Genomic DNA, 16,211 nt, shown 5'->3' with positions numbered 1-16,211 from the left:
AGGATGAAGGCCGGCGGCAGCAGCCAGAACGAAATGTTGTTCATGCGCGGGAAGGCCATGTCCGGCGCGCCGATCATGATCGGCAACATCCAGTTGGNNAANCCGCCGATCAGGCCCGGCATGACCATGAAGAAGATCATGATCAGCCCGTGGGCCGTGGTGAACACGTTGTAGAGTTCCTTGCCGGCATCGATGGCCGCGGCACCCTCATAGCCATAGACCATGGAGGCGAGACCGTGGAAGATCTGGATCCCGGGCTCTGCAAGCTCCCAGCGCATCATCACCGACAGGAAGCCGCCGATGACGCCTGCGATGATCGAAAAGATCAGGTAAAGAGTGCCGATATCTTTGTGGTTGGTGGAGTAGACCCAACGCACCCAGCCTCTCGGCATGTGATGGTCGTGGTCGCTAGTCGCTGCAGCGCCTGCCATTTCGTACCGCTCCATTTTGCTGCGATCGCCCGCCATTACTCGGCAGCGGCGACTTTGTCCTCGTCTTTGCCGCTTCCGATAGACGCCATCAGCGCTCGGTTGGCCCCCGTGAGATCCTGCCGCGCGGCAGCGTACCAGGTCTGATACTGGTCCTGCGATACCACACGGATGGCAATCGGCATAAATGCATGATCCTTGCCGCAAAGCTCAGAGCACTGGCCGTAATAAAGGCCTTCACGCTCGGCCTTGAACCAGGTCTCGTTGATGCGGCCGGGAACCGCGTCCACCTTGATGCCGAACGACGGCATAGCGAAAGCATGAATGACGTCGCTCGCCGTCACCAGCACGCGAACGGTGGTGTTGACGGGAACAACCAGTTCATTGTCGACCGCCAGAAGGCGCGGATATTCGGCCGTGTTTTCCTTGCCCGCCGATGCACGGTCACCTTCCTGCAACATAAGGGAGGTGAAGTTCAGCGGGTTCTCCTGATCCTGGTACTCGTAATCCCAATACCACTGTACGCCCGTCGCCTTGATCGTCATGGCCGGCTCCTCGTCGGGCGTGTACTGCCGCGTCAGGAGCTGGAAGGAAGGGATCGCAAGAAAGAGAAGCACGATCACCGGGCCTACGGTCCACAGGACTTCGATGAGCGTATTGTGGCTCGTGCGGGACGGCACCGGGTTGGCGCTCGACCGGTAGCGCAGCATGCACCACGCAAGCAAAGCCATCACAAGAAGCACGATTGGGACGATGAACCACAATGTGTATTCCTCGAACCAAGTGATTTCTTCCATGATGCCTGTCGCTGCTTCCTGGAAGCGCATCTCCCAGGGTTCAGGCTGTGCCGCGACAGCGCTGCTGGCGGAAAGCGACAGAGCCCCAAGGCCTGCTGCAAATTTCTTCATCACCCTCGTCATCTCCCGATCAACGCGCCACCTGCGGCTGCTGCTATGGCAAAATACCACGCCGCACGGAAGCCCAATTGAGATTCCTGGCTCTTATCGGCGCGTTCAAACCATACTCTCATCCGAACCGCAAGAAAGGCATCTTGCCTTACATGCGGCATTTTTGCGCTGGCGCCAAGGCGGCCACGCGGCTTCGAGATGCGCGGGAGCGCCGCAGTTCCGTCCGATTTCTGGGGAAATGTCGCCCCGAGGTGGGGCAAGACCTATTGATGCGGCGCAGCACCCTTCCGGGCAGGCGGGCGCCGCGATAGATTGTCCCGATTCGTAATGTAGCGAGGTTTCGATGCGTCTGTTGGCACGAGCGGCAACGATCGCCCTTACCCTGGCCGCGGCATTGCCTGCGGTCGCCCAACAGCAACAGCCGCAACAGAGCGGCAATGTGCGTTCCACCCACGGTGCCTGGTCGATCGTGTGCGATACCCCGGCGGGGGCCGCCAGCGAGCAGTGCGCAATGATGCAGAACGTGGTGGCGGAGGATCGGCCGGAGGTCGGCCTCTCCGTCGTCGTTCTGCGAACGGCGGACAACAAGGCCGAAATCCTGCGTGTGCTGGCGCCGCTCGGTGTGCTGCTGCCCAACGGCCTTGGCCTGAATGTCGACGGGAAGGATATCGGCAGGGCATATTTCGTGCGCTGCTTCCAGGACGGCTGCTATGCCGAGGTGATCCTGGAGCAGCAGCTTCTCCAGACGCTTAGGACTGGGACATCCGCCACTTTCATCGTCTTCCAGACGCCTGAAGAGGGAATCGGCATCCCCGTCGACCTGAACGGTTTCGGCGAAGGCTTCGACGCTCTGCCACGCTAGGCGCAAGGCCGGGGCTGGATCATCCAGCCCTCTCTCTCTACATGTGTAAGGCCACGGTCCTTTATTCGATCGGGGACGACGCGGGGTCGTTCAGGCATGGATCATTCGATGCGGGTCCATGCCTGAACACCAACGCGTAGTCAGCGTTCACAAGATCGTGGGCCAACCAAGAGGATGCCCGCATGCCCCGTTCCCTCATCGATTCCTTCGATTCTTCCCCGGAAAAGCTCAAGACCATCGTGTCGCACACCATATCAGGTGCTGATGACGGGGAGCTCTTCCTGGAATACCGAGAAGGCGAGGCGCTGGTCTTTGACAATGGAAGGTTGAAGACGGCGAGCTTCAATACCGATCAGGGTTTCGGGTTGCGCGCGGTCGCCGGTGAAGCGACAGGTTACGCCCATTCGAGCGAGCTTTCGGAGGCTGCCCTCCTTCGTGCGGCCGATGCGGTCTCCGCCGTGAAGCACGGCTATTCGGGCACGCTGGCGGCAGCTCCAGCCGGCACGAATCAGCGCCTCTACAGCGAAGAGAATCCGATCGCTGCGCCTGGCTTCGAGGAAAAGGCGAAGCTCCTGCAGGAAGTCGATGCGTGGCTGAGGGCCAAAGACCCGCGCGTTCGGCAGGTTACCGCGTCGCTGGCCGCCTCGTGGCAGCATGTGGAAATCCTGCGGGCGGATGGCCACCTCGCCCGCGATATCCGCCCGCTGGTACGCATGCATATCTCCGTCGTCGTCGGGGATGGGGAGAGGCAGGAGAGCGGCTCCTATGGGATGGGCGGCCGTAAGAGCTTCGCCGAGTTCCTTGCGGAGGATTCCTGGCGGCATGCCGCCGGCGAGGCGCTGCGCCAGGCTCTGGTCAATCTCGAAGCGGCCCCTGCCCCCGCCGGCACGTTCGATATCGTGCTGGCGAATGGATGGCCAGGCGTCATGCTGCACGAGGCGGTCGGCCACGGGCTCGAGGGCGACTTCAACCGCAAGAAGACGTCAGCCTTTGCCGGTCTCATGGGACAGCAGGTAGCCGCAAAGGGCGTGACCGTGGTGGACGACGGCACGATCGCCGAGCGGCGCGGCTCGCTTACAATAGACGATGAGGGCACCCCCACCAATCGCACCGTGCTGATCGAGGACGGCAAGCTTGTCGGCTACATGCAGGACCGGCTCAACGCCCGCCTTATGGGCATGCAGGCGACCGGCAATGGCAGGCGCGAATCCTACGCCCATGTGCCCATGCCCCGGATGACCAACACCTATATGATGGGTGGTGACAAGACGCCCGAAGAGATCATCGCGTCGGTGAGGAAGGGCATTTATGCCGTTTCCTTCGGCGGTGGACAGGTAGACATCACCTCAGGCAAATTCGTGTTCGACTGCACCGAAGCCTATATGATCGAGGATGGAAAGGTGACCCGTCCGATCCGCGGCGCCACTCTCATCGGTAACGGCCCGGACGCCATGAAGCGGGTTAGCATGATCGGCAACGACATGAAGCTCGACACCGGCATCGGCATGTGCGGCAAGGCCGGCCAGGGCGTGCCGGTCGGCGTCGGCCAACCGCATCTGAGAATGGACCAGATGACTGTGGGCGGCACGCAAGCCTAGATGGGAAGCTCGATTGTCATCCTGACGGGGGCAGGTATTTCCGCCGAATCAGGGGTGGATACGTTCCGCGACAAGGGCGGGATCTGGTCGCGCTATGATTTGCGCGAGGTGGCCACGCCGGAGGGTTTTGCCGCCAACCCGGCGCTGGTGCACGGATTCTATAACGATCGCCGCAGTCAACTCTCGCAGGTCGAGCCGAATGCAGCACATTACGCTTTGGCGCAGCTCGAACGCCAGTATCGGGGTCAGGTGCTTCTCATCACCCAGAACATCGACGACCTGCACGAGCGTGCGGGATCGCATAACCTGATCTACATGCATGGTGAACTCGCCAAGGCGCTTTGCGCCCACTGCGGCTCGCGGCACGAATGGCGAGAGGCGTTGTCCGTCGATATCCCCTGCCCCGACTGCAGAACCAAAGGCGCTTTAAGGCCGGATGTCGTGTGGTTTGGAGAAATGCCCTACCATATGGAACGGATCTACGAAGCGCTCTCGGCCTGCAACTTGTTCCTGTCGATTGGCACCAGCGGCAGCGTCTATCCTGCGGCCCAATTCGTGGAGGAAGCGGCTGTCGCCGGCGCGCACACGGTAGAGCTCAACCTGGAACCTTCCGAAAACGTGTATAATTTCGACGAAGCGATCCATGGCCCAGCGAGCAAGATCGTGCCCGCTTATGTCGACCGCATTCTTTCGGGGCAGGTGAACGCTTAGCCGCATTGTGTGACGGCAGGTCACGCCAGCTGCCTGCAAAACGCCCTAGAGCGGTTCAGTGATTGACTGAATCGGGAGGGATTCCGGTTCTGTTGATTTTGTGATTCAAGATGCTGGCTGGAGTGGAGGCCAGCATCTGATGACAGCACCTCTATCCAATGATCTTCGAGCACGTGTGGTCGGTGCGATCGAGGCCGGCGAGAGCTGCCGGTCGGCTGCCAGCCGCTTCGGGGTTGCCGTTTCCTCGGCAGTGAAGTGGCACCAGCGCTACCGGGACAACCGGCTCGGTGGCGCCGGCCAAGATGGGTGGCCATCGCAAGCGCGTTCTGGAGCTGCACCGGGTGTTTATCGTCAACGCATCAACCAGGCATCGCATCTGACATTGCATGGCCTGAAGGATGAACTGGCGGCGCGCGGCGTGAAGGTGTCGCACGACACGGTGTGGAAGTTCCTGCGCCGCGAGGGGCTTCGGTTCAAAAAAACGCTGTTCCCCCTTGAGCAGGACCGCCGTTATCGCCCACAGGGGCGGCGCTGGCGGCCCTTTCAGGTGGATCTCGATCCACGGCGGCTGGTGTTCATCGACGAGACGTGGATCAAGACCAACATGGCGCCGCTGCGGGGCTGGGGGCCAAAGGGCAAGCGCCTGCGCGGCTACGCCCCGGACCGCCACTGGCGCACGCTGACCTTCCTCGGCGCGCTGCGCTGCGACCGGCTGACGGCACCTTGCGTGTTCGACGGGCCGATCAATGGCCAGTGCTTCCGCGCCTATGTCGAGCAGCAGCTCGTACCGGTACTCGAACCCGGCGACATCGTCGTCATGGACAATCTCGGCTCCCACAAGGCCGCTGCCATTCGCCAGATGATCCGCGCCGCCAATGCCAGGCTCTGGTATCTGCCGCCTTACTCGCCCGACCTCAATCCCATCGAGCAGGCCTTGGCCAAGATCAAGCACTGGATGCGCCAAGCCCAGAAGCGAACCATCGAGGACACCTGGCGACGCATCGGCCATCTCGTCTCCTCGATCCACCCAACCGAATGCAGAAACTACTTTCTCAATGCCGGATAGGCTTCCGTCAAAACCTGAAAGGCTCTAGCCTCGCTCTTTCCCACGCTCCAGAAGCGCCACGACCTCCACATGCGGCGACCAGAGAAACTGGTCGATCGGCGTGACCCTTGTGATGCGGTATCCACCTTCCACCAGGATGGAGAGGTCGCGGGCGAGCGTGCCAGGATTGCAGGAAACGGCAGCGACACTCCGGACCGGGGAGCGGGCAAGCTGCCGGCACTGCGCTTCCGCACCCGCACGGGGCGGATCGAAGACGAGCCCGTCGAATCGCTCCAGTTCCTTGACCAGAAGCGGACGGTTGAACAGGTCACGTTTTTCCACGGTAACCGGCTTCAGGTCGGTGGCGCGCTTTGCTCCTTCCTCCAACGCACGGAGCGCACCGGCCTCCCCTTCCACCGCATGGACGCGCGCCGCGCGCGCAAGCCGAAGCGCGAAGGTGCCGCTGCCGGCAAAGAGGTCGGCCACATGTTTGACCCCCTCAAGATGCATGCGAACGAGAGTCGCCATGGCCTCTTCGGCCTGCTCGGTCGCTTGCAGGAAGCCACCAGGAGGGATCGCGACAGGCACATTGCCGAAAAGGACGACGGGCTTCTCGCGCTCCACCAGCACGTCCCCACCGACGGAAAGGCGCGCAAAGCCGCTGGCCAGAACGAGTTCCAGGGCCCTTTGGCGCCTCTTTTCGCTGAGCGGGCCGGAACCATCGACCGCGATGTCGAGCCCTGTCCGGGTGGCGGTCACGGTGAGATGGAAGGGTTTCGGTCCCGTCCCAATCAAACCCGCCAGGGCTCGCAGATCCGGGAGGGCCGAGACGATCTGCGGTACGGCGATCGGGCATTCCTCTATCTCCACGATGCGATGGGACTGGGCGGCGTTGAAGCCGAGCAGCACACGACCGCCAGCGGCGCGCCCCGTAAACGTGACGCGCCTGCGCGATGCAGGAGGGCAGAGCACCAGTGGCTCAACTTGCGCTTCCAGACCCCGGCTCTGCAGCGCGCGCACGACCTTCTCGCGCTTCCATTCCGCATAGGCGGCAGGCGCAAGATGCTGCACGGAGCACCCCCCGCACACGCCGAAATGCGGGCTCGAGGGCGCGACACGAAGAGGCGACGGCTTCTCGATGGAAATAAGCGCGCCCCTGGTCTTTTCGACGTGCGCTGTGATTTCTTCGCCGGGAAGCGCAAAGGGAATATAGACCGGCCCCGCCGGTCCATGCGCGACGCCGTCTCCCTGAGCGCCCAACTCATCGATGGTGAGACGAAGGCTCATACCTTTCGCCCCACGAGCAAGAACTCGCGATTGCCGTCACCGCCTTCGATCGGGGACGGAAGGAGACCGATGGTCTGCCAGCCCGGATTGCCCGGAAGCCAGTCTGCGATCTCCCGCGCGACTGCTTCCGCCTTCTCCGGCGAGCGCAACAACCCACCCTTCCCGATTGCCTCACGGCCCGCCTCGAATTGCGGCTTGACCAGAAAAAGGCCCTGCGCACCTTTCTCGGCCATCTCAAGCGCCGGCGGCAATGCCAGTCTGAGCGATATGAAGCTGACATCCGAAACCAGGAAATCAGGCTTGCGTCCGCCGATCGCATCAAGCGTCAAATGCCGGGCGTTGATACCTTCGAGGCAGGTGACGCGAGAATCCTCGCGCAGCTTCGGATCCATTTGCCCCGTGCCCACATCGATCGCCGTCACATGAGCGGCTCCTCGTTCGAGCAGCACCTGCGTGAACCCACCCGTCGACGCGCCAATATCGAGGGCGTGACGGCCGTTGGGGTCAAGCTTGAAGGCATCCAGACCATGGATCAGCTTCAGGGCCGCACGCGAGACGTAGCGGCGGGCCGGGTCGTCCACCGCGATGTCCACATGCTCTGCGACCGGTTGACCAGGCTTTTCCGCCAGCTCACCCGCGACCCTTACCGTGCCGCGCAGTATCGCATCGCGAGCCCGGGCGCGGCTCTCAAAAAAACCCCGCTCCACCAGAAGCTGGTCGAGGCGGAAACGAGAGGTGGTTGGCGACATCATGGGTGTTTCAGTGCAGGATGCGGCGCGGCGAGGCAAGGTCTATCGCTGTGGGCCATGGCAGAGATCGTGCCATCCCGGATAGGTTCGCTCCGCTCCGGGATGAGAGTGCAAAATGCAACGCCGAAGGTGGTATCGCTTAGGCCCTCGCTGCCTGCTCCGCCTGTCCGAGTGCCGCGAAGACGGTGCGCACGACGCTTGCGGCATCAAGCCCTGCATCGGCATACATCTTTTCCGGCTTCGCCTGATCCATGAAGATGTCCGGCATCACCAGCGGGCGCACCTTCAGCCCGTTGTCGAGCAACCCTTCATGCGCCAGGAAGTGCAGCACATGTGCACCGAAACCGCCAATGGATCCTTCCTCGACGGTCACCAGCACCTCATGCTCGCGGGCAAGGCGGCGGATGAGATCGGCATCCAGCGGCTTGGCGAAGCGTGCATCTGCAACGGTGGTCGAGAGGCCGGCGGCTTCGAGCTCGTCGCCAGCCTTCAGGCAGTCTGCAAGGCGGGTGCCAAGCGAGAGGAGTGCGATCTTGCTGCCTTCGCGAATGACGCGCCCCTTGCCGATCGCAAGCATTTCGCCACGCTGCGGCAAGGCGACGCCCACACCTTCGCCGCGCGGATAGCGGAACGCGATTGGCCCTTCGTCATAGGCGGCGGCGGTGCGCACCATGTGCTTCAGTTCCGCCTCGTCGGCCGCCGCCATGAGGACAATATTGGGAAGCGTTGCGAGGTAGGTTACGTCGAAGGCACCGCAATGGGTGGAACCGTCCGCGCCCACGAATCCCGCGCGGTCGATGGCAAAGCGAACGGGCAGGTTTTGGATCGCCACATCGTGCACCACCTGGTCGTAGGCGCGTTGAAGGAAAGTGGAGTAGATCGCGGCAAAGGGTCTGTAACCCTCCGCGGCAAGGCCTGCCGCAAAAGTCACGGCGTGCTGCTCGGCAATGCCGACATCGAAGGTTCGCTTCGGAAACTCCTTCTCAAAGAGATCAAGGCCAGTGCCCGAAGGCATGGCGGCGGTGATCGCCACAATGCGATCATCCTCGCGGGCTTCTTCGACAAGTGACTGAGCAAACACCTTGGTGTAGCTCGGCGCGCCTGCCGGCGATTTGGCCTGTGCCCCGGTGATCACGTCGAACTTGGCGACACCATGATATTTGTCGGCCGCCGCTTCCGCCGGCGCATATCCTTTGCCCTTCTGGGTAACGACATGGATCAGGACCGGGCCGGTACCATGGTCGCGTATATTGCGGAGCACCGGTACCAGCGCTTCCAGGTCATGACCGTCGATCGGGCCGATATGAAAGAAACCCATCTCCTCGAACAGCGTACCGCCCGTGACATAGCCGCGCGCATGCTCCACCGCGCGGGTAATCGCCCGGTCCACGGTCTTCCCCAGATGTGACGTCAGTTTCTTGCCGACATCGCGGATTCCCTGATAGGCGCGGCCGGAGGCAAGGCGCGCCAGATAAGTGCTCATCGCCCCGGTCGGGGGTGCGATGGACATGTCGTTATCGTTGAGGATCACGATGAGCCGGGCATCAAGCGCGCCGGCGTTGTTCATGGCTTCATAGGCCATGCCCGCCGAAAGCGCGCCGTCGCCAATGACGGCGATCACATGCCGCTGCCCTCCGGAAAGATCGCGTGCCACCGCCATGCCAAGCCCAGCGGAAATCGAGGTGGACGAGTGGGCGGCGCCGAAGGGATCATATTCGCTTTCGGCGCGCTTCGTGAAGCCTGAGAGCCCGCCTTCCTGGCGAAGGGTTCGGATGCGGTCACGACGGCCGGTCAGGATCTTATGCGGGTAGGCCTGATGGCCGACATCCCAGATCAGCCGGTCATGCGGCGTATCGAAGACATAGTGCAGCGCGACGGTGAGTTCGACCACGCCCAGGCCAGCGCCCAGGTGGCCACCGGTTTGAGAGACGGCGTCGATCATCTCAGCGCGCAACTCTTCCGCCAGCAGCGGCAGATCTTCCTCGGGGATCTGCTTGAGGTCCGAGGGAAAACGAACACGATCCAGCAGGGGTGTTTCCGGGGGCGACTTCATCCGCCCCGCCTGCCTATCGTCATCTTGTGTGTTGGACATTGATCTTGCCTGGCTGAATGTGATCGCAGCAGAATCCCGCTGCATTATTTTTCCGGCAGGGGAATGAATTCCTCTTCGTCACCGGGAACGATGTCGAAGCGGCCCGTACGCCATTCCTCCTTCGCCTGTTCGATGCGTTCCTTAGAGGAAGAAACGAAGTTCCACCAGATATAGCGTCGCGATCCGAGCGCCGCACCACCAAACAGCATAAAATGTGCCCCGGTTTGCGCCTCGACCACGGTTTCATCACCCGGACGGAAGACAAGAAGGCGGTCTGACGGGAACGTCTCTCCCGCGATCTCCACCGCGCCTTCGAGGACATAAATGGCCCGTTCCTCCGCAGTCGCGGGGATCTGGAAGCGGGCGCCGGGCGCAAGGCGGATATCGGCATAAAGGGTTTCCGTCGCCGTTTTTACCGGCGCGCGAAGCCCATGAAGATCGCCGATGATAAGGCGGCCTGAAACACCTTCCCAATCGAGCAAAGGAAGATCCTCGCCAAGCGTGTGGGAGAAAGCGGGGGCCACCTCCTCTCCCCCGTCGGGCAGCGCCAGCCAGGTCTGCAAACCTGATATGGACAAAGGTGCGCCGCGGATCTCCTCCGGCGTGCGCTCCGAGTGGACGATGCCGCGCCCCGCCGTCATCAGGTTCAGGTCACCGGGCTCGATCACCATCTCGGTGCCGAGCGAGTCACGGTGACGGATGCGACCGTCGAAAAGATAGGTGACCGTGGCAAGCCCTATATGCGGATGCGGCCGCACATCCACCGCCTGTCCCGCGCGCAGGATGGCCGGTCCCATCCGATCAAAGAAAATGAAGGGACCGACGAGCCGACGCTTTGCCGAAGGAAGTGCTCGGCGCACCTGGAACTCACCGATATCGGCCGTACGCGGCACGATCAGTGTTTCGATCGCATCGCAGGCAGAGGCGTCGCCTGCGACTGGATCCTTACCGGGAAAGAAACTCATGGGTACCTCGCACCGAAACCGGCGGAGCTTAGACCTCTTCCAGGATGCGGAACAGCCCCTTTTGAGGAACGGCGCCCGACCTCACTTGGGGTCGAGCGGCTCGGTGCCGACCGGCGCGCCCTCGCGGGACAGGCGAATCTTTTCGACCTTGTCCTCAGCCGCCTTCAGCAACCGGTCGCAATGGGCCTTCAGCGCCTCGCCGCGCTCATAGATCCGGATCGATTGCTCGAGAGGAACGTCGCCCCGCTCTAGATCGTTGACGATATTCTCAAGAGCTTCCAGCGCCTGCTCGAAGCTCATGGCCTTGATGTCGTCATTGTTCGCCGGGGTATCGTTTCCGGTCATCATCTTTACCCTTTCATCAAGCGCCCGACATGGGCGGCCACCGAGAGGCCGAGCCCCTCAAGGTCGTAACCGCCCTCCAGCAGGCTGACAACCCGATTGGACGACCAGCGTCCAGCACTTTCCATCAGCTTCGCCGTGGCCCAGCTGAAATCCTGCTCGGTGAAGTTGAGCTCGGCCAGCGGATCGCGGTGATGGGCATCGAAGCCGGCCGAGATAATGATGAGATCGGGCTGGAATTCATCGATGCGTGGAAGAATAGCCGTCTCGAGAGCCTCACGAAAGAGGTCGCTGCCGCTGCCGGGCGCCAGCGGAACATTGACGATATTCCCCGCCCCCGTCTCGGATGAAGCGCCGGTGCCGGGATAGAGCGGCATCTGATGGGTCGAGCAGTAGAGCACGGAAGGATCGTCCCGGAAGATATCCTGCGTTCCATTGCCGTGGTGCACGTCCCAATCCACGATGGCGACCCGCTCGGCCACGTGGGCCTTCCGCGCATAACGCGCCGCGATCGCGGCATTGTTGAACAGGCAGAACCCCATGGCTCTGTCCCTCTCCGCGTGGTGCCCGGGCGGGCGCGTGGCGACGAAGACATTGTCTGCTCTGCCGGTGAAGACGTCGTCCACAGCCGTGACCGATGCTCCCACTGCAGCAAGCGCAGCGTCCCAGCTACGCGGGCTTACCACCGTGTCCGCGTCGATCCGTTCCATACCTTCTGCCGGAATCGCTTCCCTGACCCTGTGAATATAGGTTTGCGGGTGGGCTAAAAGCAGCATCCCTTCGTCCGCCAGCGGCGCCTCCACCCGATCGAGCGGATCGAAGACGTCGTGGGCGAGCACCTTGGCAATGGCCCGGAGTCTGTCCGGGCGCTCGGGATGCCCAGGCGGCACAAGATGCTCCAGGCAGACTGGGTGGGTGTATAGTCGTGTGGCCATAGCCCCGTATAAGGGTTGGAGTTGCGTTTGGCCACGCCTGGAATGCACCCTCAACAGGTGCGCGTTTTGTTTCGGGAAATGCTCCGATCAGAGGATTTCGGTCGATACGATCTCGATCCCAAAGCCGTCGAGGCCGACATAATGGCGTTCGCGCGAGGCCAGAAGCCGGATGGAAGTGATGCCGAGATCCTTGAGGATCTGCGCGCCCAGGCCAATCTCGCGCCACTCGCTCTCGCGCTTGATGGCCTCTTCGTGATCCTCACCCTCACGGCGCCTCTGCTGATGCGCCACCCCAACGGAACCTGCGCGCAGATAGACCAGCACGCCCCGTCCTTCCATGCGCTCCAGCACATGCTGTAGGCGCCTTTCGACGCCGAAGACGTCTTCCACGACATCTTCCGTATGAAGCCGGACCGGAACATCCTGCCCGTCCCGAACGTCTCCCAACACAATGGCCAGATGCTGCATTGCCTCCCATGGCAGGGTATAGGCGTAGGCCATCGCTTGGCCAGCGGCCGTGTTGATCGGGAACGTAGCGACGCGCTCGACCAGCGTCTCCTGCCGCTGGCGATAGGCAATGAGATCGGCGACGGAAACCTGCTTCAATCCGTGCTTCTGAGCAAAGCTCACGACCTGCGGGCCGCGCATCACGGTCCCATCGTCATTCACCAGCTCGCAGATGACACCGATCGGCGGCAGGCCTGCAAGGCGGCAGAGATCCACGGCTGCTTCCGTATGGCCGGAGCGCATGAGCACCCCGCCCTCCCGCGCGACGAGCGGGAAAATATGGCCGGGACGCACGAAATCCTGTGCTCCGACATTGGGGTTTGCGAGATTGCGCACGGTGAGCGTGCGATCTTCCGCGGAAATGCCCGTCGTCGTGCCATGCTTGAAATCGATGCTGACCGTGAACGCGGTCTGGTGGGGAGCATCGTTCTCCGCAACCATCGGGGCAAGGTTGAGCCGACGCGCTTCCTCGCGCGGCATGGGTGCGCACACGATGCCCGAAGTATGACGAACGATGAACGCCATCTTCTCCGGCGTGCAATGAACCGCGGCAACGATCAGGTCGCCTTCGTTCTCGCGGCCGTCATCGTCCATGACGACCACGATCTCGCCGCGTTCGAATGCGCGGAGGGCTTCGACGACTTGTTTCTGATCGTAGGGCATGTTCCCTCCCGGGATTAGCGCAATAGGTTCGGTAAGGCAGTAGGGCAATAGGGAATTAAAGCGGGACGGGAAAGAGCTTTCGCGAACATTCCCGCGCCGGCAGTCCTATCCCTGTCCCGTTTGCCCCCGATGTCTCAGATAATGGTCGGCGATCGCGCAGGCGACCATTGCTTCCCCGATCGGGACCGCGCGGATGCCGACACAGGGATCGTGCCTGCCCTTCGTCACGATCTCGACCTCCGCTCCCTGCCGATCAACCGAGCGGCGGGGTGTCAGGATCGAGGAAGTGGGCTTTACGGCAAACCGGGCAATGATGGGCTGCCCCGTCGAGATGCCGCCGAGAATCCCGCCGGCATTGTTGGACAGGAAACGAGGCCGGCCGTCATTGCCCGCCCGCATCTCATCGGCGTTCTCCTCGCCACGAATACGCGCGGCCTCGAAACCTATGCCTATCTCCACTCCCTTGACGGCGTTGATCGACATGAGATTGGCGCAGATATCCTGATCGAGCTTGCCATAGACGGGCGCACCAAGCCCCGCGGGCACGCCTTCGGCCACGACTTCGACCACCGCGCCGACGGAAGATCCGGCCTTTCGGATGCCGTCGAGATAGTCCGAAAACACGGGAACGGATTGCGGATCGGGTGTGAAGAAGGGGTTGTCAGGATCGTGCACGAAGTCCCAGTTCCAGTTCGCCCGATCGATATCCTTCTCGCCCATCGAAATCAGCGCTGCGCGCACCACCATGCCGGGCACGACCTTGCGGGCGAGCGCACCGGCAGCCACACGGGCAGCGGTTTCACGCGCCGACGAACGGCCCCCACCGCGGTAATCCCTGAGGCCGTATTTCACGTCATAGGTATAGTCGGCGTGACCGGGACGGTAGCGCTCGGCGATCTCGCCATAGTCCTTGGAACGCTGGTCGAGATTCTCGATCAGCATAGAGATCGGCGTGCCGGTGGTGACCAGGGAATCGCCTTTCTCCATTACGCCGGATAATATCTTGACCTCATCCGGCTCACGGCGCTGGGTGACGAAACGGGACTGTCCCGGCCTGCGGCGGTCGAGATCGGCCTGAATTTCGGCGCGCGTGAAATGGATTCCGGGCGGACAACCATCAATGATGCAGCCGATGGCGGGGCCATGGCTCTCCCCCCAGGTGGTGACGCGAAAAAGATGGCCGAATGTGTTGTGTGACATCGAAAAGATTCCTTCCCCATAAGGGGGCGGCCATGCTTCTATTTTGGTTTGGCGGCGCGGTCAAACCGCGCATTGCTTCGGTTTGGACACATTTGCGACTTGTAGCTTTTGTAACGTCGCGGTCCTGCTCGATCAGATCGATGAGGTTTCGAAACATGCGAATCGCGGTTGCAGCTCTTGTCCTCGGGCTCATTTGCACTCCGGCTTTGGCGGCCGATGCGGAAGGCAAGATTACGTCGGTGGACCCGGAGACGATGACGATCACGCTCGATGACGGCTCCACGTACAAGCTCCCGCCCGAAGTGGACATGGAAGCGATCAGCGACGGCGCTGAGGTCGTGATTGCCTACCAGGTCGATGACAAAGGCGAGCGGCAGATTACCGACATGTTCTTGCCGGAATAATGGCTAGAGCCATTCCAGCCTGCCGTTTTGGATCCGCAGGATTCGATTCTGCGGGACCTCCAGGCTGGCGGCGTCCTCGCCGGGCATCTCTTCCAGCCAGTGAAAGATTGCGCGAATGACCCCGCCATGGGTCACGCAGATGGTTGGCCGCGCGACCTCATCAAGCCATGAGCGAATTCGCAAGGCCATCGTCTCATAATTTTCTGCGCCCGGACCCGGCGGGAGGAAGCGCCACTTGTTGCGTGTGCGCTCATCGGTACAGCCCGGAGATCGTTCCTCGAGCTCGCTATAGGTGAAGCCCTGCCAGGAACCGAAATGCACCTCCATAAGGCGCGGATCGGTGCGGAAGCCCGCGGGCGGCATCCCAAGCTGGAGACGGATGCGCTCCATGGTTTCGCGCGTGCGACGAAGAGGGCTCGCCACGAAATCGAATGAGGAGGGATCGGGCACAAGCTCGGCGAGACGGCGGCCGTTGCGATCGGCTTGAACGCGGCCGCGCTCGTTGATGTCGGTATCCGCCTGCCCCTGGAGACGCTCTTCCACGTTCCAGTCGGTCTCGCCATGGCGCACGATGTACACGAGCGGAAGCACGCTTGCCCTCGCAGAAACGGGGCGCCGTCGCCCCTCGGATCGAGATATGGCCTAGTCGCCGTTCACGGAAATATCAGGGGCATCCACGGCTTTCATGCCGACCACATGGTAGCCCGAATCGGCGTGAAGCACTTCCCCCGTGACCGCGCGAGACAGATGCGACAGCAGATAAAGCGCCGTGTCGCCCACTTCCTCGATCGTCACCACCCGCTTCAGCGGCGAGTTGTATTCGTTCCAGCGCAGGATGTAGCGGAAATCGCCGATGCCCGACGCGGCGAGCGTCTTGATCGGCCCTGCCGAAATGGCGTTCACACGGATGTTCTTGTCGCCAAGATCGACGGCCAAATAGCGGACGCTCGCTTCGAGCGCAGCCTTGGCGACGCCCATCACATTGTAGTGCGGCATCACCTTCTCGGCGCCGTAATAAGTGAGCGTGATGATGGAACCGCCATCGGTCATCAGCCGCTCCGCCCGCTTGGCGACGGCCGTCAGGGAATAGACCGATATATCCATGGTGCGCAGGAAGTTCTCCCGCGTGGTCTCGACATAGCGGCCAGTCAGCTCGTCCTTGTCGGAAAAGGCGATGGCATGAACGAGAAAATCGAGTTTGCCCCAGCGCTTCTCCACCTCCGCGAAGACCTCGTCGATCGAGTCGGGATCGGTGACGTCGCAATGGCCGACCACGAGAGCGCCAAGCTCTGCGGCAAGCGGCTCCACTCGCTTCTTCATGGCATCACCCTGGTAAGTAAGGGCAAGCTCGGCCCCCTCGGCGGCACATGCCTTGCAAATGCCCCAGGCAATCGAGCGGTTGTTCGCCACGCCGAGAACGAGACCCCGTTTGCCGGCCATCAGGCCATTCCCACCTGCCATGTCGATTCTCCGAACTCAAGTTGCGGCGGACGCCGTATCGCACAGCGGCAGCAT

The 16,211-nt window shown here is 62.2% G+C and carries 17 protein-coding genes; 5 read left to right on the top strand and 12 right to left on the bottom strand.

Annotation, left to right across the window (positions count from 1 at the left end; genetic code table 11):
- Positions 1-431, bottom strand: a 431-nt coding sequence (locus CHEJ32_RS0113065; protein WP_198023861.1) for a cbb3-type cytochrome c oxidase subunit I, incomplete at its 3' end; no start/stop codon positions are given.
- A gap of 35 nt (positions 432-466) precedes the next feature.
- Positions 467-1,336 carry a cytochrome c oxidase subunit II gene (coxB, locus tag CHEJ32_RS0113060; RefSeq protein WP_084032797.1) on the bottom strand — a complete coding sequence of 290 codons (870 nt, stop codon included), beginning with the start codon at positions 1,334-1,336 and terminating at the stop codon, positions 467-469.
- 343 nt (positions 1,337-1,679) lie between these two features.
- Here coxB and CHEJ32_RS0113055 point away from each other — a divergent pair, with 343 nt between their 5' ends.
- The 4 genes from CHEJ32_RS0113055 to CHEJ32_RS0113040 all read left to right on the top strand — a co-directional run bounded on the left by CHEJ32_RS0113055 (position 1,680) and on the right by CHEJ32_RS0113040 (position 5,573).
- Positions 1,680-2,198, top strand: a complete 519-nt coding sequence (locus CHEJ32_RS0113055; RefSeq protein WP_028034271.1) for an invasion associated locus B family protein — start codon at positions 1,680-1,682, stop codon at positions 2,196-2,198.
- A gap of 182 nt (positions 2,199-2,380) precedes the next feature.
- Positions 2,381-3,796: a metalloprotease TldD gene (gene tldD, locus CHEJ32_RS0113050; protein WP_028034270.1), complete on the top strand. Its 1,416-nt coding sequence runs from the start codon at positions 2,381-2,383 to the stop codon at positions 3,794-3,796.
- On the top strand, positions 3,797-4,507 hold the full coding sequence (locus CHEJ32_RS0113045) for an NAD-dependent deacylase (protein WP_028034269.1): 711 nt from the start codon (positions 3,797-3,799) through the stop codon (positions 4,505-4,507).
- A 139-nt stretch (positions 4,508-4,646) separates the two neighbouring features.
- Positions 4,647-5,573 (top strand): IS630 family transposase, encoded by a 927-nt coding sequence (locus CHEJ32_RS0113040; protein WP_371179802.1) that lies wholly within the window; start codon positions 4,647-4,649, stop codon positions 5,571-5,573.
- Between the two features lie 24 nt (positions 5,574-5,597).
- Here the strand turns inward: CHEJ32_RS0113040 and CHEJ32_RS0113035 are convergent, their stop codons facing one another.
- The 8 genes from CHEJ32_RS0113035 to aroC form a co-directional block, all read right to left on the bottom strand.
- Complete coding sequence (locus CHEJ32_RS0113035) at positions 5,598-6,839, bottom strand: class I SAM-dependent RNA methyltransferase (protein ID WP_028034267.1); 1,242 nt, start codon at positions 6,837-6,839, stop codon at positions 5,598-5,600.
- Entirely contained in the window at positions 6,836-7,591 is a 756-nt protein-coding gene (locus CHEJ32_RS0113030; RefSeq protein WP_028034266.1) for a TlyA family RNA methyltransferase, read from the bottom strand. The genes CHEJ32_RS0113035 and CHEJ32_RS0113030 overlap by 4 nt, the downstream gene beginning before the upstream one ends.
- 136 nt (positions 7,592-7,727) lie before the next feature.
- The gene (dxs, locus tag CHEJ32_RS0113025) at positions 7,728-9,641 is read right to left on the bottom strand and encodes a 1-deoxy-D-xylulose-5-phosphate synthase (protein ID WP_028034265.1); all 1,914 of its coding nucleotides are present in this window, start codon (positions 9,639-9,641) and stop codon (positions 7,728-7,730) included.
- 83 nt (positions 9,642-9,724) lie between these two features.
- A complete protein-coding gene (locus CHEJ32_RS0113020) occupies positions 9,725-10,645 on the bottom strand; it encodes a pirin family protein (protein WP_028034264.1) in 921 nt (306 codons plus the stop codon).
- Between the two features lie 81 nt (positions 10,646-10,726).
- Entirely contained in the window at positions 10,727-10,993 is a 267-nt protein-coding gene (locus CHEJ32_RS0113015) for an exodeoxyribonuclease VII small subunit (RefSeq protein ID WP_198023860.1), read from the bottom strand.
- 2 nt (positions 10,994-10,995) lie between these two features.
- On the bottom strand, positions 10,996-11,922 hold the full coding sequence (locus CHEJ32_RS0113010) for a histone deacetylase family protein (RefSeq protein ID WP_028034262.1): 927 nt from the start codon (positions 11,920-11,922) through the stop codon (positions 10,996-10,998).
- 87 nt (positions 11,923-12,009) lie between these two features.
- Positions 12,010-13,092, bottom strand: coding sequence for a 3,4-dihydroxy-2-butanone-4-phosphate synthase (ribB, locus tag CHEJ32_RS0113005; RefSeq protein ID WP_028034261.1), 1,083 nt, complete (start codon positions 13,090-13,092; stop codon positions 12,010-12,012).
- A 105-nt stretch (positions 13,093-13,197) separates the two neighbouring features.
- On the bottom strand, positions 13,198-14,292 hold the full coding sequence (aroC, locus tag CHEJ32_RS0113000; protein ID WP_028034260.1) for a chorismate synthase: 1,095 nt from the start codon (positions 14,290-14,292) through the stop codon (positions 13,198-13,200).
- Between the two features lie 155 nt (positions 14,293-14,447).
- Here aroC and CHEJ32_RS0112995 point away from each other — a divergent pair, with 155 nt between their 5' ends.
- Positions 14,448-14,696, top strand: a complete 249-nt coding sequence (locus tag CHEJ32_RS0112995) for a DUF1344 domain-containing protein (RefSeq protein ID WP_028034259.1) — start codon at positions 14,448-14,450, stop codon at positions 14,694-14,696.
- A 3-nt stretch (positions 14,697-14,699) separates the two neighbouring features.
- On the opposite strand, the gene CHEJ32_RS0112990 is transcribed toward CHEJ32_RS0112995, so the two are convergent.
- Together CHEJ32_RS0112990 and fabI are read right to left on the bottom strand one after the other, a co-directional pair.
- Entirely contained in the window at positions 14,700-15,287 is a 588-nt protein-coding gene (locus CHEJ32_RS0112990; protein ID WP_028034258.1) for a histidine phosphatase family protein, read from the bottom strand.
- 51 nt (positions 15,288-15,338) lie between these two features.
- Complete coding sequence (gene fabI, locus CHEJ32_RS0112985; RefSeq protein ID WP_028034257.1) at positions 15,339-16,157, bottom strand: enoyl-ACP reductase FabI; 819 nt, start codon at positions 16,155-16,157, stop codon at positions 15,339-15,341.
- Positions 16,158-16,211 lie beyond the last annotated feature (54 nt).

Source organism: Chelativorans sp. J32, from assembly GCF_000518985.1.
Lineage (GTDB): Bacteria > Pseudomonadota > Alphaproteobacteria > Rhizobiales > Rhizobiaceae > Chelativorans.
The sequence above is the reverse complement of the archived record's forward strand: the minus strand, read 5'-3'. Positions and strand labels throughout refer to the sequence as shown.